Here is a 24,517-nt window from a genome sequence, read left to right as displayed (position 1 = left end):
TCGATTCAGTATGTCACACGGAGGTCACGGGCTGCCCGAGCCTACCCACGATGGACATCAGGATGAAGACCACGAAGAGCAGGACCATTATCGACAGATCGAGCCGAATACCCCCGAGATTCACAGGAGGTATCAATCGCCTCAGGAGTTTCACCGGCGGGTCGGTCACGGTGAAGATCACCTCGAGGATGATCACCACCACCCCGGTCGGGCGCCAATCGCGCGCGAAACTGCGAATGAACTCGACGATCACCCGGCTGATCAGCAACAGCCAGAAGATGAAAAGCACCAGGTACAGAACCGCGAACAGGGCCACGGCTTCACTCTGCCGCAAAATCGGCGGCGTGCAAAATGGCCGCGCCGCGCGGTGCGCGGGCGGCCATCACGGTGCAGTGGACGAGGTGCCTATTTCTGGTTGTAGAAGCCGTTTTCGGCGATCCGGCGCCGCTCTTCCGCCGATACGTCGACATCGGCCGGTGAGAGCAGGAACACTTTCGTCGCCACCTTGTCGAACGAACCGCGCAGCGCGAACGCGAGCCCCGCCGCGAAATCGACCAACCGCTTCGCATCGGCATTGCTCAGGTCGACCAGGTCCATGATGACCGGGTTGCCCTCGCGGAAACGCTCACCGATGATCCTGGCCTCGCTGTAGTCCCGGGGACGCAGCGTGGTGATCTTGGACAAGGGACCTCCGTCCTCGAAGATCCCGGGGCGCCGCGCGGCGGCAGGCTCGGGGCGCATGCGCTCCTCCAGCCTGCGCTCCTCGGCGTCGGGATCGACCGCGAGCGCGCCGCGCGTCGAGCCGCGCATACCGGGAGCGACACCGCCCGCGCGGAACGAGCGTCCCGAGGACGGCGCGGTCTCGATCCTGGTGGGGCGACGCGGCGTCTCGTAACGATCGTCGGCATAGGTGTCGGCGACGTAGTCGTCACGACGCGCCTGGTAGGCCGACTTGTAGGCCGGCTGCGGGTAGTCGTCCGCCTCGTCCTCGAAACGGTCGGAGCCGTAACGGTCTTCGGCGTATCGGTCGTAGCTGCGCGGACGAGGGCGGCCCGCGCGCTCTTCGGCGCCACGAGGGGCGTGATCGTCGACGTAATCGTCTTCGTACTCGTCGAGCGGAACCATGCCGAAGTACGCCTTGAACTTGTGCAGCGTGCTCATCTGGTCGACCTTCCTTCGGCCCCGGTGGCGGCCGGGTGTTGAAGTTCTTGCTCAGCGCCTCGTCGGCCCAATCGTATGTGTCGAATGTGACTGATGAGGTTTCTTTGCTACGCCGAGGTTATCGGTCGCGCGCCCATCAAGGCGGTACCGACACGCACACAGGTCGAACCGTGTTCGACCGCAACTTCCAAATCACCCGACATACCTGCAGAAAGTTCGGTGGCGTCGGCGTGTCGCTCCAGCAGCGAAGTGTGCAAAGTCGCAAGATTCGCAAACGACGCATGAGTATCGGCGTCAAGGGGCGGAATCGCCATCAGACCGGCCAGATCCAGCCCGGGAGCCTTCGCCACCAGGTCGGCCAGGGCGGGCAGATCGGCCGGTGCGACACCCCCGCGCCCGGGGTCGTCGTCGAGGCTCACCTGGAGCAGCACGCGCAGCGGCGCGGTACGCTCGCCGGCTGCCAGTGCGTCCTGCGCGGCGCTGTCCAGCGCGGTTGCCAGGCGTTCGCTGTCGACCGAGTGGACGGTGTGCGCCCAGCGCGCCACCGCGCGGGCCTTGTTCCGCTGCAACCGGCCGATCATGTGCCATTCCACGTCGTCGAAAGCCAGCTCGGCGACCTTGGCCGAGGCCTCCTGCTCGCGGGACTCGCCGAACTCGCGCCTGCCGAGGCGGTGGAGGATCTCGACGTCGGCGGCCGGGAAGAACTTGGTCACCGGCAGCAGCCGGACCGAACCGGCCGGTCGGCCCGCAGCGGTCACGGCGGCGTCGATCCGGGCGAGCAGGCCGTCGAGCCGCGCCGACAGTTCCGCGGTGCGCGCATCGCTCATGCGGTCGGATCCATCCAGATCACACCGGCGATGCGGCCGGTCGGGGCGCCGCGCCGGTGGCTGAACAGGGTCTTGTCCTCGATGGTGCAGCGCGGGTCGACCGCGATACCGGCGACACCCGCCTCGGTGAGCTGCCTGCTGATACCCGCGCGCAGGTCGAGGCCGGGGGTCTTGCGGACCGTGGTGGTGGCGCTGCCGGGCAGGTGGGCCTCGACGTCGGCGCGCATCGCCGCGGGCACCTCGTACTGGCGGCCGGAGGCGGCGGGGCCGAGGAAGGCGCCGATCCGGTCGACCCGGGCGCCGACCGAGACCATCGCCTCGAGCACCCGCGGCACGATCCCGATCCGGGCGCCGATCCGGCCCGCGTGCACCGCGGCGATGACGCCCGCCTCGTCGTCGGAGAGCAGGATCGGCACGCAGTCGGCGGTGAGCACCACCAGCGCCAGCCCCGGCACGGTGGTGACCAGCGCGTCGGTCACCGGCACCGGCTCGGCGCGCGGGCCGTCGACGATCTCCACGGCGCGGCCGTGCACCTGTTCCATCCACACCAGCCGGTCGGGGGTGAGCCCGATGCCCTCGGCCAGCCGAACCCGGTTGCGGCGCACGGCTTCCGGATCGTCACCGACGTGATCGCCCAGATTGAACGAGTCGTACGGGGCGGCGGAGAAGCCACCGGCGCGGGTGGTGGTCACCCGGCGGACGGTCACGGTGGGAGGTGCGGAAGTCATGGCTCCGAGCGTAGTGCGGTGGCGGCGTGGTGGGTCGCCCGCGCACCGTGACGTCGGTCAACCCGGGTCCGCGGCGGTGAGCCGTGGTCAGGCGGGACCGACGGTAAGGTCGTCCAGCTTGCGGGCGATGCCCGCGCGGCTGGTCAGGCCGAGTTTGCGCAGGACGCGGCCGAGGTGGTCCTCGACGGTGCGTGGGCTCAGGTAGAGGTGGGTGGCGATGTCCTTGTTCGTGTGGCCCTGGGCCGCCAGTTCGGCGACTTCGCGTTCGCGCCTGGTCAACATGGTCGCGGTGCCCGGTGACCGGCTGCCCGCGAGGCTGCGCTGGGCGGCCGTCACCTCGGCCAGCAGCCGCTGCGCGCCCGCCTCCGCGAACACCGCGCGCGCCGCGGCGAATCGGTTCGTCGCCGCACCGAAGTCGCCGCGCCTGCCCGCCACGATCCCCGCGGCGAGTTCGGCCTGCGCGCGATGCACGACCATGCCGGCCCGCGCGAACGCATCGATCGCCACGGTGGCCGCCGCGTCCGCCGCGGCGAGATCGCCGATCACGGCGGAGTACTCGGCCCGGGCCAACGCAGCGACCCCGATCTGACTGCCCAGCCCGGACCAGTCGCCGGCGGAAACCGCTCCCCCGGCCGGGCCGTCGTCTGCCGGAGCGGTACCGACCACGGCATCGCCCACCGGAGCGGCACCGACCACGGCGTCAACCGCAGAAGCGGTACCGACCACGACCTCACCCGCCAACGCAGTACCGACCACGGCCTCACCGGCCGAAGCAGTGCCGACCACGGCGTCGTCTGCCGGAGCGGTGCCGCCGGCCGGGGTTTCGGCGGGGGCGTACTGGGTTCGGGCGGCGGATTCGGCGTGGGTGATGAGGGTGGCGGCGGTGGGGAGGTCGCCGGCGGACAGGGCGGCGTGGGCGGCTCGGGCGAGGTGGGTGGGGTGTAGGGGGCCGGGGCGGGGTGGGGGTGGGCCGGGGTCGGGGACGGGGAGGTCGAGGGGGCGGGCGGTTTCGGTGAGGGTGGTGTCGACGACCTGGCGCCACCAGCGCATGACCGGGCGGGGCAGGGCGGCGACGGTGTGCCATTGGGCGCGGGCGGTGTCGGCGGGTGCGGTCAGCAGCAGGGTGCGGAGTTTGATCGCGCCGGCGAAGGCGAGCAGATCGGGATAGTGGAAGGTGCTCGCGGCGTCGGTGGCCTCGTCGGCGGCGATGAGCGCGGCGTCGAGGCGGCCGAGTTTGGCCAGGGCGTAGGCGCGCACGGTCTGGAGTTCGGCCAGGGCATAACTGCGGCCGTAGCGGTGGCTGACGCGGATCGCGCGGTCGAGGTGGACGAGACCGTCGCGGTCGTGGTCGAGGAAGTACGCACACCAGCCCAGGGCGGGAATCGCGTGGATCACCTCGCGGAATCCGGTGTCGGTCAGGTTCTCGAACGCCTGGTGACAGTGCGGGTAGAGCTCGGCCGCGGCCCGGATCTGGCCGTCGGCGACGAAGCCGAGGCAGCGCAGCGCGGTCGCGGCGGCGCGGACCGCGGGGTCGTCGATCTCGGCGGACCCGAACAGCGCGTTGAGGCGGGCGTGGCCCTCGGCGTCCTGGTGGTCCTGCATCTCCAGGATGGCCAGTTCCAGCTGGACCGGGCCGTCGCCGGCGCGGCGGGGCAGGCGCGCGGCGATCGCGAGCAGTCCCCTGGCCTGGTCGACCCGGCCGAGCATGCGCGCACCTCGGGCCGACAGCAGCAGCGCCTCCAGCTGGTGCGGGCCCGGTTCCCCGGCGGCCGGTTCGAGGGCGGCCGCGGCGCGTTCGGCGGCACCCGCCAACAGCAGCGCCCGGCCCAGCGACACGGCGTCGGCGTACGGGTCGGTCGACGGCGCGATGCGGTGCGCGAGCGCGAGCCAGCGCGCGGCCGAGGCGGGCGCGTCGGCGAGAACCTGCGCGGCGGCCGACCGCAACTCCGCCCCCGACTCCTCGTCGGGGCCGAGCATGGCGTGCTCGAGGTGGGCGGCCCGCGCGGGCAGCGGGGCTTCGCGGGCGCGCAGGGCCAGCGCGGTCCGGCGATGCGCCATGGCCAGCCCGCCGTGGCCGGACAGCCGGTAGGCGGCGGTCCGGATCAGCGGATGGACGAAGGTGACCGCGCCCTCGGTCAGCCGGACCACGCCGCGCGCGTCCAGACCGTCGAGGGCGTCGGCCACCGTCGGCAACGGCAGATCCGCCGCCGCGCACAGCAGTTCGAGGTCGGGCGGCGCGCCACACACCGCAGTGGCCTGGGCGACCGCGCGTTCGAGGTCCGGCAGCTGGGCGAGTTCGGCGCGGATGGTGCGGTCCAGCGCGGCATAGCCGTTCGACGTGGGGTCCGGGTTCTCCCCGCGCAGCGCCCGATCCAGCTCCCGGTCGGGCAGGTCGGCCAGCAGGGCCAGATACAGCGGATTCCCGTGCGACGCGGTGAGCAACCGAGCCCGCCGCCGCGGCTCCTCCCCCGGCAGCAGCCCCGCCACATCGGCTTCGGTGAACGGCGGCACCCGGACATGGGTGGCCCGCACCCGGGGGCCCCGCAGCAGCCGGGTGATCGCGGGCGGACAGCCGCCGTCGCGGAACGCCAGGAGCAGCCGGAAGCCGTTCGCCGGGCGGTTCCGGATCAGGAAGGCCAGCAGCCGCACCGATTCCGCGTCGGCCCACTGCGCGTCGTCGACGATCAGTACGGTCTGCACCACGCCCAGCGCCCGGCGCAGCCGCCGGGCGACGGCACCGTCGGCGAGCACATCCGCCGCGCCCACACCACCGCGCAGGTCCTCGACGGAGGACGGCGGCGCATCGGCAACCAGGTCCGGGCCCTGCCTCTCCCCGCGGCCGAGGTCACCGAGCACGGCGGTCCCGGCGCCGACCGTGCCCGCCCGCGGGTCAGCGCCGCCATCGTCCAGTTGCTCGACGAGATCGTCGGTGAGATAACCCGGTTGCGCGCGGGCGTCCTCGGCACCGGTGACCGAGAACACCCGGCACGGCACCGATTCGGCGAAACGGGCGACGAGGCGGGACTTCCCGATGCCGGCGGGTCCTTCGACCAGCAGCACCCAGGGTGCGTCGGGGCCGGTGAAAGTGGTGGTCAAGGCGGCGAGTTCGGCAGCGCGGCCGACGAAGGCGCGGTCGAGCACCGCTTCACCCCCTCTCGCGCCCGGATCGATCGGTGTGAGCCTAACCCGGACCACCGACGGGCGAAATGCCGTGGTTTCCCGGATGTTGCCGGGGCGGGCGTGGGGTTGGGTGGGCGAGGCCGATCACCGCCGAAGGGTCCGCGGTGAGGTTCTTCAGAAAGAAGGTTCGCATGTCATTCACCGGCAAGGGCAGGGTTTCCCGGTTCGCGCTCGCACTGCTGGCGGTCTCGGCCCTCGGTGCCGCCGGCTGCTCCGCCATCGACAAGGCCACCGAGGTGGCCAAGGACGCGGGCAAGTCCGACACCGCGCGCTCGAAGGTCGGTGACTGCATCAACGTGATCTCCGCGTCGATGATCGACTCGAAGACCGAACCGGTCGCCTGCACCGCCGAGACCGCCGTCTACAAGGTCGTGCAGGTGCACGACACCAAGGTCGACTGCCACGAGGACTACACCTCCTACGAGGAGACCTTCGGCAGCGGCGGCACCCTCGCCTTCCTCTGTCTGGCGCCCAACTTCAAGGAGGGCAGCTGCTACAACGAGGGCATGATGACCGGCTACAAGTTCGTGCCGTGCACCTCCACCGAGGCCGACTTCAAGGTCGTGTCCCGCGTCGACGGCCAGGTCGACGAGCAGTTGTGCGGCGCGGACGCCGACTCGGTGCTCGTGGTCAACGACCCGAAGACCACGTTCTGCCTGGGCGACGCCAAGAGCTGACCCCCGGCACGAGAAAGCGCCCGAACTCCTGGGAGTCCGGGCGCTGTCGTCTGTCCGCTAGCGGCGCATGAAGATCGGCACCTCGATGTCGTCGTCATCGTCGCCGTCGTCGCGCTGATCGGGATTGTTCACCCGGTTCATCGCCTGCTCGGTGACCCGCTGCCGCTCGGACTCGCGGTACCGCTCGGTGTCGCGGTAGCTCGGCGCGCTGGTCCGGCCGCTGGAGACGCCGCTGGTGGCGGGCTCGGTGGCGCGCACCGGCGCCTCGCTCGCCCTGGCCTGGCCGACCTCGCCCGCCCGGCCCGCGCCGATCGGGTTGGTGCCGACCCGGGTGCCCGGGTTGTTCTCCAGCACCCGGCGGGACGGACCGCCGCCGTCGAAGCCCGCCGCGATGACGGTGACCCGCACCTCGTCGCCCAGCGAATCGTCGATGACGGTACCGAAGATGATGTTGGCCTCGATGTGCGCGGCCTCCTGCACCAGCGACGCCGCCTCGTTGATCTCGAACAGGCCGAGATCGGAGCCGCCCGCGATCGAGAGCAGCACGCCGTGCGCGCCGTCCATCGACGCCTCGAGCAGCGGCGAGTTGATCGCCGTCTCCGCGGCCTTCACCGACCGGCCCTCACCGCGCGCCGAGCCGATACCCATCAGCGCCGAACCGGCGCCGGACATGACGGACTTGACATCGGCGAAGTCGACGTTGATCAGGCCGGGGGTGGTGATCAGGTCGGTGATGCCCTGGACACCGTTGAGCAGCACCTCGTCGGCGGAGCGGAAGGCGTCCATCAGGCTCACCGCCGCGTCGCCCAGCTGCAGCAGCCGGTCGTTCGGGATGACGATGAGCGTGTCGCAGGACTCGCGGAGCAGGTTGATGCCGACCTCGGCCTGGTTGCCACGGCGCTTGCCCTCGAAGGAGAACGGCCGGGTGACGACACCGATGGTCAGGGCGCCCAGCTTCCGGGCGATGCTGGCGACGACGGGGGCGCCACCGGTACCGGTGCCACCACCCTCGCCCGCCGTGACGAAGACCATGTCGGCGCCCTTGAGCACCTCTTCGATCTCGTCCTTGTGGTCTTCGGCGGCCTTGCGGCCGACTTCCGGATCGGCGCCGGCACCGAGGCCGCGCGTGAGCTCGCGGCCGACATCGAGCTTGACGTCGGCGTCGCTCATGAGCAGGGCCTGTGCGTCGGTATTGACCGCGATGAACTCGACTCCCTTGAGTCCCTGTTCGATCATTCGGTTGACGGCGTTCACGCCGCCGCCGCCGATACCGACGACCTTGATCACTGCAAGGTAGTTGTGCGGGGGCGTCATGGGCTCTCGCCTTCCTTCGATCTTAAACCCTCAACCTCAACCATAGGGTTGGCGTTATGTCAAGTATCCGACTGTTGCGGAACGCTATTCGCAGCCAGCGCGATCACGGCGCAGGCGCGCCGACGTTTCGCTCACTTTACCGTGACCAGATTCGGACTCGACACGTCGAACACGGTCCCCTCACGGGTCAGCAGCGGCAGTACGACAGCAGCTTTTCGCTCGCCGTCGCCGGTGCCGCCCCAGACTACCTTCCTACCGTCACGAAGGTTCAGCGAGACGTCCGAAATCGACCGCGCGACAACCTCACCCACCTGCACAGATAGCGCGGGCGGCAGCGTGACCAGCACATCCACCGCGGCCTTGGCCGCCGCGGGCCCGGTGAAGGACCCCTCGGTGATCAACTTGGGCACGCCGATGGGCGAGGCGGGCTCGATCGCGAATTCGACGCTCTCGGCATCGATCAGGTGCGCGCCGTCCGGTGATTCGATGTACAGCACCGGTGTTCGTTCCACCACCGTCACCAGGACGGTCGAGGGGAACTTGCGCTGCACCCGAACCGAACGCACCTTCGGAATCGCGGCCACCCGCTGGGCGATAGCGGTGGTATCGATGCGCAACATCGAACGGCCGTCCGGGATTTCGAGCTTTCCCCGGACCTCCTCCTGGGAGACCGCGGCCAAGCCGTCCACGCGCACGGTGCGCACCGACAGCGCGGGGGTGAACCAGGCGAGGACGACCAGTACGGTCACCACCACCAGCCCGACCACCGTCCAGAGACGGTAGCCGTGCCACCCGCGCGCGGCGGGCATCGGCAACCTCACCGGCCGCCCTGCTGGGGCCGGGCCCGCAGGCCGTCGAGAATCTGGCTGCCGAGCATGGTGACATCGCCCGCGCCCATGGTGATCACGACGTCACCGGGCTGGGCCAGGCCCGCGACCTGCCTGCCCACCTTCGACATATCCGGCTGATAGTGCACCGCGACGGTCACCGCCTGCGCCACCAGCGCACCGTTGACGCCGGGCAGCGGCTCCTCGCGGGCGCCGTAGACATCGAGCACGACCACCTCGTCGGCCAGGCTCAGCGCGGCGCCGAACTCGGTGGCGAAGGTGGCGGTGCGGCTGTAGAGATGCGGCTGGAACACCACGATCACCCGGCCGCGCCGGGTGCGGGCGCCGTCGGCGGCCTCCTGGGCGACGAGCTGGGCGGCGGCCTCGAGCACGGCGCGCACCTCGGTGGGATGGTGGGCGTAGTCGTCGAAGACGCGCACGCCGTTCTCCCGGCCGGTGAACTGGAACCGGCGGTGCACCCCGCCGAAGCCCTCCAGCCCCTGCACGATCTCGTCGATGTCGGCGCCGGTGGCCTTGGCGGCCAGCAGCGCGGCCAGCGCGTTGAGCGCCATGTGCCTGCCGGGCACCGACAGCCGCACCGTGCGCGGCGTGGTCTCCCCCGCCAGCTGGAACTCGACGATGCCGCCCACATCGCGCGGCTGCCAATCGATCAGCCGCGCGCCGACCGGGACCGGGGCGTCGGCGAGCTCGCCGGAGCCGTATCCGAGCACCTCGACGCCGCGCTCACGCAGGCGCGGCGCGACCCGGTGGGCCAGCGCCAGCGAACCCGGGTCGTCCAGGCAGACCACCAGCAGGCCGCCGGGCGCGAGCCGGTCGGCGAAATCGTCGAAGACCTGGATATAGGCCTCGTCGGTGCCGAAGAAGTCCAGGTGGTCGGATTCGATGTTGGTGACCACGGCGACGTCCGGGTCGTACTGCAGCAACGAACCGTCGGACTCGTCGGCCTCGGCCACGAAGACGTCACCGCTGCCGTGGTGGGCGTTGGTGCCCGCCTCGTTCAGCTCGCCGCCGACCGCGAAGGACGGATCCGCGCCGCAGTGCTGCAGCGAGACGATCAGCATCGAGGTGGTCGAGGTCTTGCCGTGGGTGCCCGAGACCAGCAGCGTCTTGTGCCCGCGCATGAGCGCGGCCAGCACGGTCGGGCGCAGCAGCACCGGGATGTGGCGCCGATTGGCCTCGACCAGTTCGGGATTGGTCTTGGGAATCGCGGCGTAGGTGGTGACCACCACGGTCGGGCCGCCGGGCAGCAGGTCGAGCGCGTCGGCGTCGTGGCCGATGCGGACCTGCGCGCCGCGGGCCCGCAGCGACAGCACGCCACGGCTCTCCCTGGCGTCGGAGCCGGAGACCGCGCCGCCGCGCGAGAGCAGGATCCGGGCGATCCCGGACATGCCCGCACCGCCGATGCCGACCATGTGCACCCGCTCGAGCTCGGGCGGCAGGCTGGTCCCGGCGGTTTCGCTGATCCCGTTCGAGCTGTGCTTGTCACCGATGACCGGGCGGCCTCCGTGGTTACGCTCCGCTTCCGCCTCCGGCCGCTGACCGTTCATCGGGCGACCTCGGTGACGATCCTGGCCACCGTGTCGGCAGCGTCGCGATGGCCCGCGCCCGCGGCGGCGCGGCTCATCTCGGCGAGTCGAGCGGGGTCGAGCAGCAGCGGAATCACCTCATCGATCACGTATTTCGGGGTCAGGTCGGCGTCGGCGACAATTCTGCCACCTCCCTGGGCGACCACCGGCCTGGCGTTGAACTCCTGCTCGCCGTTGCCATGCGGCAGCGGCACGTAGAAGGCGGGCAGGCCGACGGCCGACACCTCGGCCACGGTCATCGCGCCGGAGCGGCACACGACCGCGTCGGCGGCGGCGTAGGCCAGGTCCATCCGGGACAGGTACGGCACCGCGACGTACGGCGCGGCCGCGTCGGCGGTGCTCACCTCGACGCTGTTCTTGGGACCGTGCGCGTGCAGCACCGAGATGCCCGCGGCGGCCAGCTGGGTGGCCGCGCCGGAGACGGCCTCGTTGAGGCTGCGCGCGCCCTGGGAACCGCCGAACACCAGCAGCACCGGGCCCTGCGCCGGCAGGCCGAAGTGCGCGCGTGCCTCGGCGCGCAGCGCGGCGCGGTCCAGGCCGGTGATCGATGCGCGCACCGGAATGCCGACGACCTGCGCGTTCGCCAGTCCCGAATCGGGAACGGCAGCAAGCACCTTGGCCGCGATCTTGGCGCCGACCTTGTTCGCGATGCCCGCCTTGGCGTTGGCCTCGTGCACGACCACCGGCACCGCGCGCCGGTCGCCGATCAGCCCGCCGCGCGCGGCGAGGTAGGCGGGCAGCGCGACATAGCCGCCGAAGCCGATGATCACGTCGGCCTGCACCTCGTCGATGACGGCCCTGGTGCGCTTGACCGAGGCGCGGACCCGGCCGGGCAGGCGCAGCAGGTCGGCGGAGAGCTTGCGCGGCAACGGCACCGGCGGGATCAGCTCCAGCGGGTAGCCGCGGGCGGGGACCAGCTCGGTCTCCAGGCCGCGTTCGGTGCCCAGCGCGGTCACCCGGATCGAATCGTCGAGCGCGCGCAGTGCGTCGGCGACGGCGAGCGCGGGTTCGATATGGCCTGCGGTGCCTCCGCCTGCGACGATCACCGACAACCCCGGACGCGGGTGACTCACTTGGATCTACCTCGTTCTTTAGCGTGTGGCATCGGATAGGTCGGTTCCCATGCTCGGGTCGACCGTAGCGAACTGGTGCCGCGGCTCTGTGGGGCACGTCGGCGGCGCGGGGCCGGGCCCTCCCGGCGCGGCGCCTGCCGCGGCCGCTCGGCCTTGGGCTTCGGGGTGGCGCGACGCGGAGCGTCGGCCTTGAAGGGGGTGTACACCTCGGGCACCGGCAGCCGCAGCATCCGGCTCACGCGGCCGTCCTGACCGGCCTGCAACGCCGAGACCGCCTCCGGTTCGTGCCGGGCCGCGCTGGCGATGATGCCGAACATGAACAGCGTGATCGCCAGCGACGAACCGCCCGCCGACACCAGCGGCAGCTGCAGACCGGTCACCGGCAGCAGGCCGACGACGTAGCCGATGTTGATCAGCGCCTGCGCGGTGATCCAGGTGGTCGCGGTGGCGGTGAGCAGCCGCAGGAACGGATCCACCGACCGCAGCGCGATCCGGATGCCCGTGTAGACGAACAGCGCCAGCAGCGCCAGCACCAGCATGCAGCCGAGGAAGCCGAGTTCCTCGCCGATGATGGCGAAGATGAAGTCGTTGTGCGAGTTGGGCAGATAGCTCCACTTCGCGCGGCTCTGGCCGAGGCCGCGGCCCCAGATGCCGCCGTCGGCGAGGGAGTACTTGGCCTGGCGCGCCTGGTAGTTGGCGCCCTGCGGGTCGTCACCCGGGTTGAAGAAGGCCCGCACCCGGTCGGAGCGATACCCGGCCGACAGCGCCAGGATCGAGGCCGCGACCAGGCCGGAGACCATGATCCCGACGAACAGCCGCACCGGCAGGCCGCCGAACCACAGCAGCGCCATCAGCACGATGCCGAGCGCGATCGTGGTGGACAGGTTGGGTTCCAGCACCACCAGCAGACACACCAGCAGCCCGGCGGGCACCAGCGGCACCAGGATGTCCTTGAGCTGGGCGCCGCGACGCGAGGCCAGCAGATGCGCGCCCCACACCACCAGCGTCACCTTGACGACCTCGGACGGCTGGATGGAGACCGGGCCGATGTCGAACCAGCGCCGGGCGCCACCGTGGATGGCGCCGATGCCCGGGATGAGCACCAGCACCAGCGCCAGCACCGAGATGCTGAACACCGGGAACGACCACTGCCGCAGCAACCGCAGCGGCAGCCGCAGCGCGATGTAGAACGCCACCGCGCCCAGTGCCGCGAACATCGCCTGCTGGATGAACAGCGAATAGGCCGACCCGCCACCGGCATAGGCCTCGACGCTCGACGCCGACAGCACCATGACCAGGCCGAGCACGGTCAGCAGCGTGGCGATGGTGACGATCAGATGGAAGGACGCGAGCGGACGGGCCAACCAGGCGCCGAAGCGCTCCCCCGCCCAACCCGTTCGCCGCGTCTCGCTCATAGCGCCCGCCCGATGTCACCGTCTTCCAGTGCCGTCACCGCGTCCACGAAGCAACGTCCGCGGTGGGTGTAGTCGTCGTACATGTCCAAAGAGGCGGCCGCGGGCGCGAGCAACACGGTGTCTCCGGCGCGGGCCAAGCCCGCCGCGGCGCGCACCGCGCGGCCCATGACCGCCTCGGCACGCTGGGATCTCGACGACTCCATGTCTGCATCGTCTCCCGCGTCCAGCTCGATGACCGGGACCTCGGGTGCGTGTCGCGCCAATGCGGCCGCGATCACCGGCGCGTCGGTCCCGAACAGGACCGCGCCGACGAGCCGGTCGCCGATCTCCTCGATGAGGTCGTCCACCCCGGCGCCCTTGAGCAGTCCACCGGCCACCCACACCACGTGCGGGTGGGCGATGATCGCGGCCCTGGCGGCGTGCGGGTTGGTGGCCTTGGAGTCGTCGATGAACTCGACGCCGCCCAGTTCGCGCACGAACGCGGTGCGGTGCGGGCCCACCTTGTGCTCGGCCAGGCCCTCCTTGACGAACTGCGGCGCCACGTCGATCGCCCTGGTCAGCGCGGAGGCCGCGAGGGCGTCGGCGATCCCGGCGGGCCCCTGCGGGCTGATGTCGGAGGTCTCGGCGAGGATGGCGGCCTTGGTGAACGCGCGGTCGAGTAGCTTGCCGTCGACCACGCCGAGTTCGCCGTCGGCGGGCACACCGATCCGGAAGCCGACGGTGCGCCGGGCCTTGGCCTTGCGGGCCAGCGAGCCCGCGACCGGGTCGTCCAGGCCGACGACGCCGACCCGCCCGGTCAGCGCCCGGGCCTTGGCGGCGGCGTAGGCATCGAGCCCGCCGTGCCAGTCCAGGTGGTCCTCGGCGACATTGAGCACCACGCCCGCCTCCGGCCGCACCGAGGGCGCCCAGTGCAGCTGGAACGAGGACAGCTCCACCGCGAGCACCTGCGGGCCGGGGTTGCGGCGCAGCGCGTCCAGGATCGGCAGGCCGATATTGCCGCAGGCCACGCTGGCGATGCCGGCGGCGCGCAGGATCGAGTGCGTCATGTTGGTGGTGGTGGTCTTGCCGTTGGTGCCGGTGATCACCAGCCACTTGCGGACCGGACCGTAGATCCGCGCCTGATCCACCCACCAGGCGAATTCGACGTCGCCCCAGACCGGGATGCCCTCGGTGACGGCGGAGACCAGCACCGGCGAGTCCGGTCGCCAGCCCGGGCTGGTGATGACCAGCGCGAACCGGCTCAGATCGGCGGTCTCCAGCTCGACGCTGGTGGCGACCTCGAGGCCCAGTTCGGCGGCCTCGGCCAGCGCCTTGGCGCCGCCGTCGGTGACCACCGGGTGCGCGCCGATATCGCGCAGCGGTTCGATCAGCGAGCGCCCGGAGACGCCCCAGCCGGCAACCAGGACATCACGGCCACGCAGGAATTCGAGCATCGGGCCCGGTGAGCGGAGTGCGCGGGGAGAGTGTTCGACCATGTTCGTCCTCACCCGATCTGGGAAAGATATTCACTGTAGAACAGCCCCAGACCCACGGCGGCGGCGATGCCCGCCAGGATCCAGAACCGGATGATCACCGTGGTTTCCGCCCACTTGCTCAGTTCGAAGTGGTGGTGGAACGGCGCCATCTTGAACAGCCGGTTGCGGGTGGTGCGGAACACCGCCACCTGCAGCACCACCGACGCCGCCTCGGCGACGAACAGCGCGCCGATGACCACCATCAGCAGCTCGGTGCGGGTGGTGACCGACAGACCGGCCAGCATGCCGCCCAGCGCCAGCGAACCGGTGTCGCCCATGAAGATCTTGGCGGGCGCGGCGTTCCACCACAGGAAGCCGATGCAGGCGGCGGCCGCGGCGGCGCAGACCAGCGCCAGGTCCAGCGGGTCGCGCACGTCGTAGCAGCCGGCTGCCGGATTGGTGGAGCACGCGTTGCGGTACTGCCAGAAGGTGATGATCACGTAGGCGCCCAGCACCAGGCTCATCGAGCCCGCCGCCAGACCGTCCAGGCCATCGGTCAGGTTGACCGCGTTGGACCAGGCCACCACCAGCAGGCAGACGAAGATCACGAACACGATCGCGCCCATCGACACCGTCGAGATGTCCCGCACGTAGGAGATGTGCTTGCTGCCAGGAGTGAGCCCGTTCTGGCCACGGAACTGCAGCACCAGCACCGCGAAGATCACCGCGGCGCCGATCTGGCCGATGTACTTGCCCGCCGCCGACAGGCCCAGATTGCGCTGCTTGCGCAGCTTGATGAAGTCGTCGAGGAAACCGACGACGCCGAGCGCCGTGGTGAGCCCGAGCACCAGCAGACCCGAGGCGGTGGGGCCCTCGGCGTCGTAGCCGATGCCGATCAGGTGCGAGCCCAGATAGCCGGCCCACATGCCGATCAGGATGGCGACGCCGCCCATGGTGGGGGTACCGCGCTTGGCCTGGTGGCTGGCCGGCCCGTCGACCCGGATCTCCTGCCCGAAGCCCTGCCTGGCGAAGATCCGGATCAGCAACGGCGTCAACAGGATCGACACCGCCAGCGCGATCCCCGCCGAGAATAGAATCTGCCTCATCGAGCCGCCTCCGTGCTACCTTCCCCTGCCCTGGTCAGGTGCTCGGCGACGGCCCACAGACCCACCGCCTTCGACGCCTTGACCAGTACCACATCGCCCGCGGCGATCTCGTCGTCGAGCAGCGCGATCGCCGCGTCGATATCGGGCACGAGAATCGACTCCTCGCCCCATGAGCCTTCCATCACCGCGCCCTGGTGCATGCCCCGGGAGGGTCGTCCGGTGCCGACCACGATCAACCGGTCGACGTCGAGGCGCACCGCGAGGCGTCCGATCGCGTCGTGCTCGATCACCGAGGTGTCGCCGAGCTCGCCCATCTCGCCCAGCACGGCCCAGCTGCGGCGCGGCTCCTCGCCCGCCTTGGCCAGGGTGACCAGCGCCTTGAGCGCGGCCTTCACCGAATCGGGATTGGCGTTGTAGGAGTCGTTGATGACGGTGACACCTTCGGCGGTGGTCCGCACGTCCATCCGGCGCGCCGAGGCCGCGGTGGCCCCCGACAGCGCCGCGGCGACGGTGGCCAGGTCGGCGCCGCATTCCAGCGCGACCGCGGCCGCCGACAGCGCGTTGCCGACCTGGTGCTCGCCGTGCACGGCCAGCCGCACCGGCACGGACTCACCGCGGGCGTGCAAGGTGAACCGGGCGCGTGCCTGCTCGTCGGTGACCACGTCGGTGGCGCGGATGTCGGCGTCGCCGGACAGGCCGACCAGCACGACCCTGGCCTCGGTGCGCGAGGCCATGGCCGCGACGTTCGGGTCGTCGGCGTTGAGCACGGCCAGCCCGTCGGCGGGCAGGGCCTCGACCAGCTCGCCCTTGGTCTGCGCGATCGCCTCGCGGCTGCCGAACTCACCCAGGTGCGCGGTGCCGACATTGAGCACCACACCGATCCGCGGCGGCGCGATGCGCGCCAGCGCGGCGATGTGGCCGGGGCCGCGGGCCGACAGCTCGAGCGCGAGGAACTTGGTGTCGAGACCGGCGCGCAGCGCGGTCCACGGGTGTCCGAGTTCGTTGTTGAACGATCCCGGCGGCGCGACGACCGGACCCAGCGGCGACAGCACGGCCGCCAGCAGGTCCTTGGTCGAGGTCTTGCCGGAGGAACCGGTCACGCCGACGACGGTGAGCCCGGTCCGCGCGGCCAGCCGCTCGGTGCTGGCCCTGGCCAGCTCGGCCAGCGCCGCCAGCACGGCGGCACCGGACCCGTCGGCGTCGGCGCTCAGCGCGACCGAGGTCGCGGGCACCGAGCCGCTGGCGGGCGCCACCACGATCGCCGGCACGCCGACCGGACGGGCCGCCAGCACGGCGACCGCGCCCGCGGCGACCGCGGCGGCGGCGTAGTCGTGTCCGTCGGAGTTGGCGCCCGGCAGGGCGAGGAACAGATCGCCGGAACCGATTCGGCGCGAATCGAATTCGACCGAACCGGTCACCAGTGCCTGGGGGTCGGGAACGTCGTGCAGCTCGCCGCCGACGACGTCCGCGATCTCCCGCAGTGTCATCTCGATCATGAAACCGTCAAGTCCTCCGAGTCCGTCTGCGGACTGTGTCGTGTGGGCAGGGTTTCCAGCGCCGCCGCGACCACCTCGCGGTCGTCGAAGGGATGCTTGACGCCCTGGATCTCCTGGCCCGCCTCGTGGCCCTTGCCCGCGACGAGTACCACGTCGCCGGGCCGCGCCCAGGCGACGGCCGCGGCGATGGCCGCCGCGCGGTCACCGATCTCGCGGATCTCGCCGCGATCGGTGGCCGGGAGTTCGTGCGCACCGGCCACCACGGCGGCCCTGATGGCCGCCGGGTCCTCGGTGCGGGGGTTGTCGTCGGTGACGATCAGCAGATCGGCACCGCGGGCCGCCGCGGCGCCCATCAGCGGGCGCTTGGCCGCGTCCCGGTCACCGCCCGCGCCGACGACCACCGCGAGCCTGCCGTGCCCGGCCTCGGTGAGGTGCCCGCGCAGGGTGGCCACCACCGACTCGACCGCGGCGGGCTTGTGCGCGTAGTCGACGACGGCCAGGAAGTCCTGGCCGCGCTCGACCCGCTGCATCCTGCCCGGCACGTCGACGCCCGCCAGCGCGGGCGCGGCCACGGCCGGGTCCACCCCGGCCGCCGCGCAGGTGGCGACGGCGAGCAGCGCGTTGGCGACGTTGTAGCGGCCGGGCAACCGCAGCCGCACGGTGAGCTCGCCGTCGGGGCCGGTCGCCGTGAAGTCCTGGGTGCCGCCGGTGGCGTGCACGTCACCGGTGACCTGCCAGGTGGCCGCCCCGACGGTCGACACGGTTATCGGCGCGTCGAGATCGCCGGCCAGGCGGGTGCCCCACTCGTCGTCCACGCAGATCACCGCGGTGCGCGCGGCGACCGGCGAATCCGCTTCGAAGAGTTTGCGTTTCGCGGCGAAGTAGTCCTCGAAGTCGGCGTGGAAGTCGAGGTGGTCCTGGGACAGGTTGGTGAACGCGCCGACCGCGAACCGCACCCCGTCGACCCGGCCCAGCGCCAGCGCGTGGCTGGACACCTCCATCACGACCGCCTGCACGCCCTGCTCGACCATCGCGGCGAACATCGCGTGCAGCTGGGGCGCCTCGGGGGTGGTGAGCGCGCTGGGCACCCGCCTGCCGCCGATGCGGGTCTCGATGGTGCCGATCAGCCCGGTGGACAGGCCTGCCGCGGCGAGCCCGGCCTCCACCAGGTACGAGGTGGTGGTCTTGCCGGAGGTCCCGGTGATGCCGATGATCCGGAGCCGGTCGCTGGGATGGCCGTAGATCTCGGCCGACAGCTCACCGAGCACGGCGCGCGGCTGCTCGCGCACGAGCACGGGGACGGCGACGTCACCGATCAGGGCGGCGCCCTCGGGGTCGGTGTACACCGCCACCGCGCCGCGGGCGATCGCGTCGGCGGCGAAACGCGCGCCGTGCGCGTTCGCACCGGGCAACGCGGCGAACAGGTCACCGGGGCGCACCGCGAGGGAACGCTGCTCGATACCGGTGACCGTGATCTCGGTGGTTACCGGGGTCGGCACCGTGGCGCCGGTGAGGTCCAGCAGGGCCTGCAGCGACGTCGACGGCGGCGTGTTCGGCCGGAGCGCGTGCGGGCTGGACTGCGCGGGCACAAGGCTCCTCTCTGAGAGTGATCGAGCGCGTGGGCGAGACGACGTGTCAGGTTACCGACGCGCGGTGTCGGGCGGACAACGCGGGTTGCGCCAAAGCCGGCTGTCAGAGCCCGGCCTCCAGGACCAGGCGCTTCGGTTCCGGCGAGGGGGGCACCCGGTCGCGCTGCAACGCCCAGGAGGCGATGCTGTGGAACAGCGGTGCGGCCGAGCCGCCGCCGGTGCCGTCGGAGCTGCGCACCGGCGCGTCGAGCATCATGCCGATCACGTACCGGGGGTTGTCGGCGGGCGCCATGCCGGCGAAGGTGATGTAGAACGACGAGGTCGAATAGCACCGGCAGGCGGGGTCGACCTTCTGCGCGGTGCCGGTCTTGCCCGCCACCTGGTAGCCCTCGATCGCGGCGGGCGCGCCGGTGCCCATCTGGTAGCCCATCGGGTCCTTCTGCACGGTCGCCTGGAAGATGGTGCGCAGCGTGCTCGCGGTCTGCGGGCTCACCACCCGCACGCCGTCGGGCTGCAGTTCCTCGGTGCGGGTGCCGTCGGGGGCGACCCTGGCCTTGACGATGCGCGGCGGGATGCGCAGGCCGTCGTTGGCGATGGCCTGGTACATGCCGGTCATCTGCAGGGTCGTCATCGACAGGCCCTGGCCGATGGGCAGATTGGCGAAGGTGCCGCCGGACCACTGATCGCGCGCGGGCACCTGGCCGGGGCTCTCGCCCGGCAGCCCGATCCCGGTGCGCTTGCCGAGGCCGAACCGGTCCACCATGTCGGCGAAGCGGTCCTCCCCCACCCGCTGCGCGAGCATGAGCGTGCCCACGTTGGAGGACTTCCCGAAGATCCCGGTGGTCGTGTACGGCGCGGTGCCGTGCTGCCACGCGTCGTTGACCGTGACGCCGGACATCCGGATCGAGCCGGGCACCTGCAGCACCTCGTCGGCCGTGGTGAGCCCGTACTCGACGGCGGCGGCCGCGGTGACGATCTTGTTCACCGAACCGGGTTCGAAGGGTTCGGCCACCGAGGGGTTGCTCATGTCGGCCGAGGCCCAATGCTGGGGCCCCAGTGCGGGATTGAAGGTGTTGTCGTTGGCCATGGCCAGTACCTGGCCGGTCTTGGCGTCGAGCACCACCGCCGACGCCGAGGACGCGCCAGAGGCCTGCTTGGCCTGCTGCACCTGCTGCTGCACGTAGTACTGCAGGTCGGCGTCCAGGGTCAGTTCCACGCCGTAGCCGTTGACGGCAGGCTGCTGGTCACGGTAGCTGCCCGGGATCACGGCACCGTCGGAACCCTTGTCGTAGGTGCGCGATCCGTCGGTGCCCGCGAGCACCGAGTCCAGGGCGGATTCCAGGCCGATCTGGCCGTGCCCGTCCCAGCCGGTCGCGCCGACCACATTGGCGGCCAGTGCGCCGCCGGGGTATTCGCGCAGGTCCTGCCGTTCGGCACCGACCTCGGGGAACTTGGCGGTGATCTCCGAGGCCACCCGCGGGTCGACATTGCGGGCGAGGTAGGTGAAGGTCTTGTCGCTGCGCAGCTTGTCGAGCAGCTCGTCCTCCTTGGGCGCCGCGGCGCCGAGCTTCTCGTGGACGAACTTGGCGATGTCCTTCAGCCGCTGCTCGGGATCGGGCGCGCTCGCCTTGGCCTTCCTCGCGTCGGCCAGCTGCTGGCGCACCCGGACCGGTTGGAAGGTCAGCGCTTTCGCGGTGATGGTGAAGGCGAGCTGGTTGCCGTACCGGTCGGTGATCGGGCCGCGCACGGCGGCCTCGGTCTCCTTGGTGGTGCGCTGCGAGGCGGCCTGCGCCGACAGCCCGGGCGCGGCGATGCTCTGGACGTAGAGCAGTTGCAGCGCCACCACGGCCAGCGTCGCCAGCAGGGTGACCCGGCCGACGCCCAGACGCAACCGGATCGGCCGGTCCGGCGAGAGCGAGCCGCCGCGACGGGCCCTCGACGACACCGGCCCGCGTCGCTGTCGCGACGCGGGCCCGCTGTTCTTCATCGGCCACCTTCCGGAGCGACGATCTGCGGTGTCTCGCTCGGCGGTCCGGCCGGTCGGCCGGGTAGGCCGGCCGCGACACCCGGTGCGGGCGGCGGCGTATCGGCCGGCGCGAGGGGGTCGCCCGGGGTGGCGACGTCGACCCGGTCCGGCACGGTGACCGGCGCGAGGGGGTCGCCGGGGGTTGCCACGTCGACCCGGTCCGGCGCGGGAGTACCGGCCGGAGCCTGACCGTCGACCGGAGCGGGCGCGTCACCGGCCGACGCGAGCGGAGCCGGTTCGGTAGCCGCGGGGGCCAGCGGCGCGGGCGGTGCCGCCACCGCGGGCTGCGGCGCCGGTGCGGCCTGGACCGTGGGGGCGGCCTGAGCACCCGGCGCGGCGAGGACCGGCGCGGGCGTGCCACCCGGGGTGGCCGGGCTCGAGGTCGGCGCGCCGGGCTGGACCGGCACCACCCGCTCGCCTTGGGCCTGCACATGACCGGGCAGCGGACCGTTGGGGGTGGTGGTCGGCGGGCCGTTCAGCGGCGGCACCGGGGCGCCCTGCGCGGGCGTCGGCGTGCCGATGACGGTGACCTCCCCACCCGGGCCGAGCACCAGCCGCGCCGGATCCTTGGCCGGGATCATGCCCAGTTCCCTGGCCCGCGAGGCCAATTCGGGGGCCGAATCGGCGGCGGCGACCTCACGCTGCAGCGCGGCGCGCTCGTCGGCGAGCTTGCGGTTGACGGCCCTGGCGTCTCCGAGCAGGTAGCTGTCCTCGGCGGCCCGGGTGGTGAGCAGCAGGGTCAGCGCCAGGCCGCAGCCGAGCAGACCGATGATCGCGGTGACGAAGGGGATCCGCCCGGCCATCGTGGATGCCCGTTCGGGCAGCTCGATGCCGTCGAGCAGCTGTTCCCTGGTGCGTTTCCGCGCGTAGGCGCGCTGCGCAGCACCGGATTTCACCCGCTCGGCCGCTTCGACGCGCCGGGCCGTCCGACTCGGCACCGCGACGGTGCTCGTCCGCACGCTCATCGTGTCCCCTCCTGTGTCCTCCCTGACCTCTCCGCGATCCGTTCGGCCGCGCGCATCCGCACCGGCGCGGATCGCGGGTTGACCTCGATCTCGGACTCGGTCGCCTTCTCCGCACCACGGGTCAGCATCCGGAATTCCGGTCCCATGCCGGGCAATTCGACCGGCAGGTCGACCGGGGAGCGGGACACGATCCGGGGTGCGAACTCCTGTTTGACCAGCCGGTCCTCCAGCGACTGGTACGACATCACGCAGATCCGACCGCCCACGCGCAGCGCGTCGAGCGCGGCGGGCAGCGCGGCCCGCAACGAGTCGAGCTCGCCGTTGACCTCCACCCGCAGGGCTTGGAACGTGCGCTTGGCCGGATGCCCGCCGGTGCGCCGCGCCGCCGCCGGGATGGTGGCGTAGAGCAGCTCGACCAGTTCGGCGCTGGTACTGAACGGCTTGACCGCGCGCCTGCGCAGCACCTCCGAGGCGATCTTGCCCGCGAACCGTTCGTCGCCATAGGTTTTCAGCACCCGGGCCAGATCGCCGTGGCTGTAGGTGTTGAGCACGTCGGCGGCGGTCGGGCCGGTGGTCGGGTCCATCCGCATGTCCAGCGGCGCGTCGACGGAGTAGGCGAAGCCGCGATCGGCCTCGTCGAGCTGCATCGACGACACACCGAGATCCATCAGGATCGCGGAGACCGAACCGATCTCGGACAGGCCGGCCTGGTGCAGCGCGTCGGCGATGCCGTCATAGCGGGTGTGCACCAGTGTGATCCGGTCGGCGTAGGGCGCCAAGCGCTCGCCCGCCAGTTTCAGCGCGGTGGTGTCGCGGTCGAGACCGACCAGGTGCGCGTTCGGATAGGTGCGCAGGAAATGCTCCGCGTGCCCGCCCAGGCCGAGGGTCGCGTCGATGTAGACGGCGCCCGGTTCGCTCAGCGCGGGGCCGAGCAGGTCGTCGGCGCGTTCGAGCAGGACCGGCACATGACGGGGGTTCTCGGTGTCATGGTTCACCTCGACCTCCCGGGATACTGCCTCGCGTCGCAGACGGGTCGCCTTGCCACACAGTGCTTTACGAATGAGATTGCGGTCCGAATGAAGCTGTTCCACCGCCCTTGCGGCGGAACCGGCGAATGCGTCGAGGTCTCTGACCGAGGCGCGGCACCTGGCGTCGGGGAAGTACGTCAGGGTCCGCGCCCGGGCAGAGGCCTCGCAGCACTCGCGTGCTCCGGGCTAGAAGATCCCGCCCAGCGACTCGTCTCTGGCTTGTGCGTAGTCCTCCTCGTGCTCGGCGAGGTAGGACTCCCACGCCTGCTTGTCCCATATCTCGAGGAAGTCGACCGAGCCGATCACCACGCAATCCCGGGTGAGACCGGCGTAGCGACGATGGTCCGGCGACAGCGTGATCCGGCCCTGTGCGTCCGGACGTTGCTCGTCGGTGCCCGCCGCCAGCGCTCGGACGAAAGCCCGTGCCTGCGGGTTGCTTCGAGACGCCGCGGCGGCTCGCCGCGCGAGCGCGGTGAACTCGTCTCTCGGATACACGGCCAGGCTGTGGTCTTGACCTTTGGTGACCATCAACCCTCCCGCCAGATCGTCTCGGAACTTCGCAGGCAACGTGAGTCGCCCTTTGTCGTCCAGCCGGGGGGTGTAGGTACCGAGAAACATCCCGGCCACCTCCCTACTGGATCACCTCGCCGTACGGCATGTCCTGTAGTGCGCGACCCACATTACCCCACTTTCCCCCACTTTCAATCGAAACCCTGGGTGATCTCGCTCCCCGCCAACACAATTCCGCAGGTCATGTCAGCTATCACCGAGATTCGGGGTTATCGCGTGTTCGGGCAACCCGCGCGGGTCGGCAACCCGGGGTTCCGACAACGTTCAGCAAACATCGCAGGTGCGACCGGCGCCGGCGCGCGCCGGAAATCCGCGTGGGGGCGCGGTGGGGAATGGTGGGGAAGGTGGGGGAACCGCCCTGATCACCGGCCCGGCAACCGATCCGCACCGGGCACGGACGAAGGCGGCGCCGCACCCGATCCGGGTGCGGCGCCGCCTTCGATGTCGTGACGCTCCGGCTACGGCCGAGCTACTCCTGCTCGAACCTTCGGCGGAACCGGTCCTCCATCCGCTCGGAGAAGCCGCCCGACTTACGGGGGCGACCACCGCGCCCGGTCGAGCCACCCGAGGGGCCGGAGCCCGCGGCGGGATGCTCGGTCGAGTCCGGCCGAGCGGACCTGCGCGAGTTGCCGATCATCAGCAGGACACCAGCGCCGAACATGGCGATGAATCCCACGAGACTGATGATCGGGAAACCGCCCGGCTTGAACGGGGCGGCGATGCCGGCGACGAGCAGGAACAGACCGACGGCGAACAGCGCCGCGGCCTGCAGTCTGCGTCGACTCGACGTGGAGCGAAGACGTCCGCCACGGACGGACGAGGCGAACTTCGGATCCTCAGCATAGAGAGCGCTCTCGATCTGTTCGAGCATGCGCTGCTCGTGCTCGGAGAGTGGCACGGTACCTCCCCCGGCACTAGGCGTGGCTGGTCGCCTCCGGGTAGGCGACGGGTAGCCGACCTTGGCGGCTATCTCCCCCCATGATACGAGTTCGATCGAGGCCGTACCACCTACTCGGTGATAACTAAGCGGTCATGTCCCGGTCGCGACTCGGCTGCGGGCGTGTCTTCGCGGCGGCGACCAGCGCATCGTCGACGTCGTAGAGGAACGCGCCGACCCGTGAGCAGAATTCGTCGGCGCGGGTGTCGGTGATCGCACGGTCCAATCCGGCCTCCAGATCGGCCCGCAATTGCGAGTGCGCCTCGAAGTAATCCGCCCACATCGCGAATTCCGGGGAGGCCCGCCGCAGCAGCACCCAGGCGCTGCGGGACCGGGCCCGCGGCGCCCGGTCGGCGCCGGTGAGCGCGATCATCGCGCCCGCGCCGCGCAGGGCGGCCAGGTAGGCGGTGCGGAACCGCTCCCCCGGCTCGTGCTCCCAGGCCGAATCGGTGAGCAGGGCGTCGGCCTGACGTAGCAGCCCGCCCGCGCGACCGTCGTGCCCCGCGTGCTCCCGACCATCGTTGCGACCAGCCATCT

21 protein-coding genes are annotated in these 24,517 nt (G+C 71.3%); 1 reads left to right on the top strand and 20 read right to left on the bottom strand.

The genetic code is table 11. The features are described from left to right. Nucleotides 1-13 precede the first annotated feature (13 nt). The 5 genes from EL493_RS14005 to EL493_RS33535 all read right to left on the bottom strand — a co-directional run bounded on the left by EL493_RS14005 (nt 14) and on the right by EL493_RS33535 (nt 5,857). On the bottom strand, nt 14-316 hold the full coding sequence (locus tag EL493_RS14005; protein ID WP_019046242.1) for a YggT family protein: 303 nt from the start codon (nt 314-316) through the stop codon (nt 14-16). Between the two features lie 89 nt (nt 317-405). Further along, nucleotides 406-1,161, bottom strand: a complete 756-nt coding sequence (locus EL493_RS14000) for a cell division protein SepF (RefSeq protein WP_019046241.1) — start codon at nt 1,159-1,161, stop codon at nt 406-408. A gap of 107 nt (nt 1,162-1,268) precedes the next feature. Then, a complete protein-coding gene (locus EL493_RS13995) occupies nt 1,269-1,988 on the bottom strand; it encodes a YggS family pyridoxal phosphate-dependent enzyme (protein WP_019046240.1) in 720 nt (239 codons plus the stop codon). Then, nucleotides 1,985-2,716: a peptidoglycan editing factor PgeF gene (gene pgeF / locus EL493_RS13990; RefSeq protein ID WP_030204363.1), complete on the bottom strand. Its 732-nt coding sequence runs from the start codon at nt 2,714-2,716 to the stop codon at nt 1,985-1,987. Before pgeF ends, EL493_RS13995 begins: the two co-directional genes overlap by 4 nt. 87 nt (nt 2,717-2,803) lie before the next feature. Beyond that, on the bottom strand, nt 2,804-5,857 hold the full coding sequence (locus tag EL493_RS33535) for a helix-turn-helix transcriptional regulator (protein WP_019046238.1): 3,054 nt from the start codon (nt 5,855-5,857) through the stop codon (nt 2,804-2,806). Between the two features lie 170 nt (nt 5,858-6,027). On the opposite strand from EL493_RS33535, the gene EL493_RS13970 reads away from it, so the two are divergent. After that, a complete protein-coding gene (locus tag EL493_RS13970; RefSeq protein ID WP_022565995.1) occupies nt 6,028-6,573 on the top strand; it encodes an LppU/SCO3897 family protein in 546 nt (181 codons plus the stop codon). Nucleotides 6,574-6,630: 57 nt separating this feature from the next. Here the strand turns inward: EL493_RS13970 and ftsZ are convergent, their stop codons facing one another. The 15 genes from ftsZ to EL493_RS13895 form a co-directional block, all read right to left on the bottom strand. Next, nucleotides 6,631-7,887 (bottom strand): cell division protein FtsZ, encoded by a 1,257-nt coding sequence (gene ftsZ / locus EL493_RS13965; protein WP_019046236.1) that lies wholly within the window; start codon nt 7,885-7,887, stop codon nt 6,631-6,633. 131 nt (nt 7,888-8,018) lie between these two features. Continuing rightward, nucleotides 8,019-8,696 carry a cell division protein FtsQ/DivIB gene (locus tag EL493_RS13960; protein WP_019046235.1) on the bottom strand — a complete coding sequence of 226 codons (678 nt, stop codon included), beginning with the start codon at nt 8,694-8,696 and terminating at the stop codon, nt 8,019-8,021. An 8-nt stretch (nt 8,697-8,704) separates the two neighbouring features. Continuing rightward, a complete protein-coding gene (gene murC, locus EL493_RS13955) occupies nt 8,705-10,147 on the bottom strand; it encodes a UDP-N-acetylmuramate--L-alanine ligase (protein WP_218158996.1) in 1,443 nt (480 codons plus the stop codon). A 131-nt stretch (nt 10,148-10,278) separates the two neighbouring features. Next, the gene (gene murG, locus EL493_RS13950) at nt 10,279-11,394 is read right to left on the bottom strand and encodes an undecaprenyldiphospho-muramoylpentapeptide beta-N-acetylglucosaminyltransferase (protein ID WP_022565996.1); all 1,116 of its coding nucleotides are present in this window, start codon (nt 11,392-11,394) and stop codon (nt 10,279-10,281) included. Beyond that, nucleotides 11,391-12,809, bottom strand: a complete 1,419-nt coding sequence (gene ftsW / locus EL493_RS13945) for a putative lipid II flippase FtsW (protein WP_022565997.1) — start codon at nt 12,807-12,809, stop codon at nt 11,391-11,393. The genes murG and ftsW overlap by 4 nt, the downstream gene beginning before the upstream one ends. Next, nucleotides 12,806-14,242, bottom strand: a complete 1,437-nt coding sequence (gene murD / locus EL493_RS13940; protein ID WP_019046231.1) for a UDP-N-acetylmuramoyl-L-alanine--D-glutamate ligase — start codon at nt 14,240-14,242, stop codon at nt 12,806-12,808. Before murD ends, ftsW begins: the two co-directional genes overlap by 4 nt. 50 nt (nt 14,243-14,292) lie before the next feature. Continuing rightward, on the bottom strand, nt 14,293-15,369 hold the full coding sequence (gene mraY, locus EL493_RS13935; RefSeq protein ID WP_019046230.1) for a phospho-N-acetylmuramoyl-pentapeptide-transferase: 1,077 nt from the start codon (nt 15,367-15,369) through the stop codon (nt 14,293-14,295). After that, entirely contained in the window at nt 15,366-16,865 is a 1,500-nt protein-coding gene (locus EL493_RS13930; protein ID WP_019046229.1) for a UDP-N-acetylmuramoyl-tripeptide--D-alanyl-D-alanine ligase, read from the bottom strand. The genes mraY and EL493_RS13930 overlap by 4 nt, the downstream gene beginning before the upstream one ends. Further along, nucleotides 16,862-18,454 carry a UDP-N-acetylmuramoyl-L-alanyl-D-glutamate--2,6-diaminopimelate ligase gene (locus EL493_RS13925; protein ID WP_019046228.1) on the bottom strand — a complete coding sequence of 531 codons (1,593 nt, stop codon included), beginning with the start codon at nt 18,452-18,454 and terminating at the stop codon, nt 16,862-16,864. The genes EL493_RS13930 and EL493_RS13925 overlap by 4 nt, the downstream gene beginning before the upstream one ends. Nucleotides 18,455-18,557: 103 nt before the next feature. Next, nucleotides 18,558-20,441 (bottom strand): peptidoglycan D,D-transpeptidase FtsI family protein, encoded by a 1,884-nt coding sequence (locus EL493_RS13920; protein WP_030204057.1) that lies wholly within the window; start codon nt 20,439-20,441, stop codon nt 18,558-18,560. Further along, on the bottom strand, nt 20,438-21,445 hold the full coding sequence (locus tag EL493_RS33065) for a hypothetical protein (protein ID WP_019046226.1): 1,008 nt from the start codon (nt 21,443-21,445) through the stop codon (nt 20,438-20,440). Before EL493_RS33065 ends, EL493_RS13920 begins: the two co-directional genes overlap by 4 nt. Beyond that, entirely contained in the window at nt 21,442-22,440 is a 999-nt protein-coding gene (gene rsmH / locus EL493_RS13910) for a 16S rRNA (cytosine(1402)-N(4))-methyltransferase RsmH (protein WP_019046225.1), read from the bottom strand. Before rsmH ends, EL493_RS33065 begins: the two co-directional genes overlap by 4 nt. Before the next feature lie 219 nt (nt 22,441-22,659). Then, a complete protein-coding gene (mraZ, locus tag EL493_RS13905) occupies nt 22,660-23,091 on the bottom strand; it encodes a division/cell wall cluster transcriptional repressor MraZ (RefSeq protein ID WP_022565998.1) in 432 nt (143 codons plus the stop codon). Between the two features lie 421 nt (nt 23,092-23,512). Then, on the bottom strand, nt 23,513-23,941 hold the full coding sequence (locus EL493_RS13900) for a DUF3040 domain-containing protein (protein ID WP_022565999.1): 429 nt from the start codon (nt 23,939-23,941) through the stop codon (nt 23,513-23,515). A 124-nt stretch (nt 23,942-24,065) separates the two neighbouring features. After that, nucleotides 24,066-24,515 (bottom strand): SAV_6107 family HEPN domain-containing protein, encoded by a 450-nt coding sequence (locus EL493_RS13895; RefSeq protein ID WP_019046222.1) that lies wholly within the window; start codon nt 24,513-24,515, stop codon nt 24,066-24,068. Between the last annotated feature and the right edge of the window lie 2 nt (nt 24,516-24,517).

The organism is Nocardia asteroides, from assembly GCF_900637185.1.
In the GTDB taxonomy this organism is placed as follows: Bacteria; Actinomycetota; Actinomycetes; order Mycobacteriales; family Mycobacteriaceae; genus Nocardia; species Nocardia asteroides.
Note: the sequence above shows the minus strand (reverse complement) of the source record. Positions and strands in the feature narration are given on the sequence as shown.

Excerpts from the sequence above, each read along its gene's own strand:
- EL493_RS14000 (WP_019046241.1), bottom strand. The coding sequence starts at position 1,161 with ATGAGCACGCTGCACAAGTTCAAGGCGTACTTCGGCATGGTTCCGCTC.
- EL493_RS13995 (WP_019046240.1), bottom strand. The coding sequence starts at position 1,988 with ATGAGCGATGCGCGCACCGCGGAACTGTCGGCGCGGCTCGACGGCCTG.
- pgeF (WP_030204363.1), bottom strand. The coding sequence starts at position 2,716 with ATGACTTCCGCACCTCCCACCGTGACCGTCCGCCGGGTGACCACCACC.
- EL493_RS13970 (WP_022565995.1), top strand. The coding sequence starts at position 6,028 with ATGTCATTCACCGGCAAGGGCAGGGTTTCCCGGTTCGCGCTCGCACTG.
- ftsZ (WP_019046236.1), bottom strand. The coding sequence starts at position 7,887 with ATGACGCCCCCGCACAACTACCTTGCAGTGATCAAGGTCGTCGGTATC.
- EL493_RS13960 (WP_019046235.1), bottom strand. The coding sequence starts at position 8,696 with ATGCCCGCCGCGCGCGGGTGGCACGGCTACCGTCTCTGGACGGTGGTC.
- murC (WP_218158996.1), bottom strand. The coding sequence starts at position 10,147 with ATGGTCGGCATCGGCGGTGCGGGCATGTCCGGGATCGCCCGGATCCTG.
- ftsW (WP_022565997.1), bottom strand. The coding sequence starts at position 12,809 with ATGAGCGAGACGCGGCGAACGGGTTGGGCGGGGGAGCGCTTCGGCGCC.
- murD (WP_019046231.1), bottom strand. The coding sequence starts at position 14,242 with ATGCTCGAATTCCTGCGTGGCCGTGATGTCCTGGTTGCCGGCTGGGGC.
- mraY (WP_019046230.1), bottom strand. The coding sequence starts at position 15,369 with ATGAGGCAGATTCTATTCTCGGCGGGGATCGCGCTGGCGGTGTCGATC.
- EL493_RS13930 (WP_019046229.1), bottom strand. The coding sequence starts at position 16,865 with ATGATCGAGATGACACTGCGGGAGATCGCGGACGTCGTCGGCGGCGAG.
- EL493_RS13920 (WP_030204057.1), bottom strand. The coding sequence starts at position 20,441 with ATGAAGAACAGCGGGCCCGCGTCGCGACAGCGACGCGGGCCGGTGTCG.
- EL493_RS33065 (WP_019046226.1), bottom strand. The coding sequence starts at position 21,445 with ATGAGCGTGCGGACGAGCACCGTCGCGGTGCCGAGTCGGACGGCCCGG.
- mraZ (WP_022565998.1), bottom strand. The coding sequence starts at position 23,091 with ATGTTTCTCGGTACCTACACCCCCCGGCTGGACGACAAAGGGCGACTC.
- EL493_RS13895 (WP_019046222.1), bottom strand. The coding sequence starts at position 24,515 with ATGGCTGGTCGCAACGATGGTCGGGAGCACGCGGGGCACGACGGTCGC.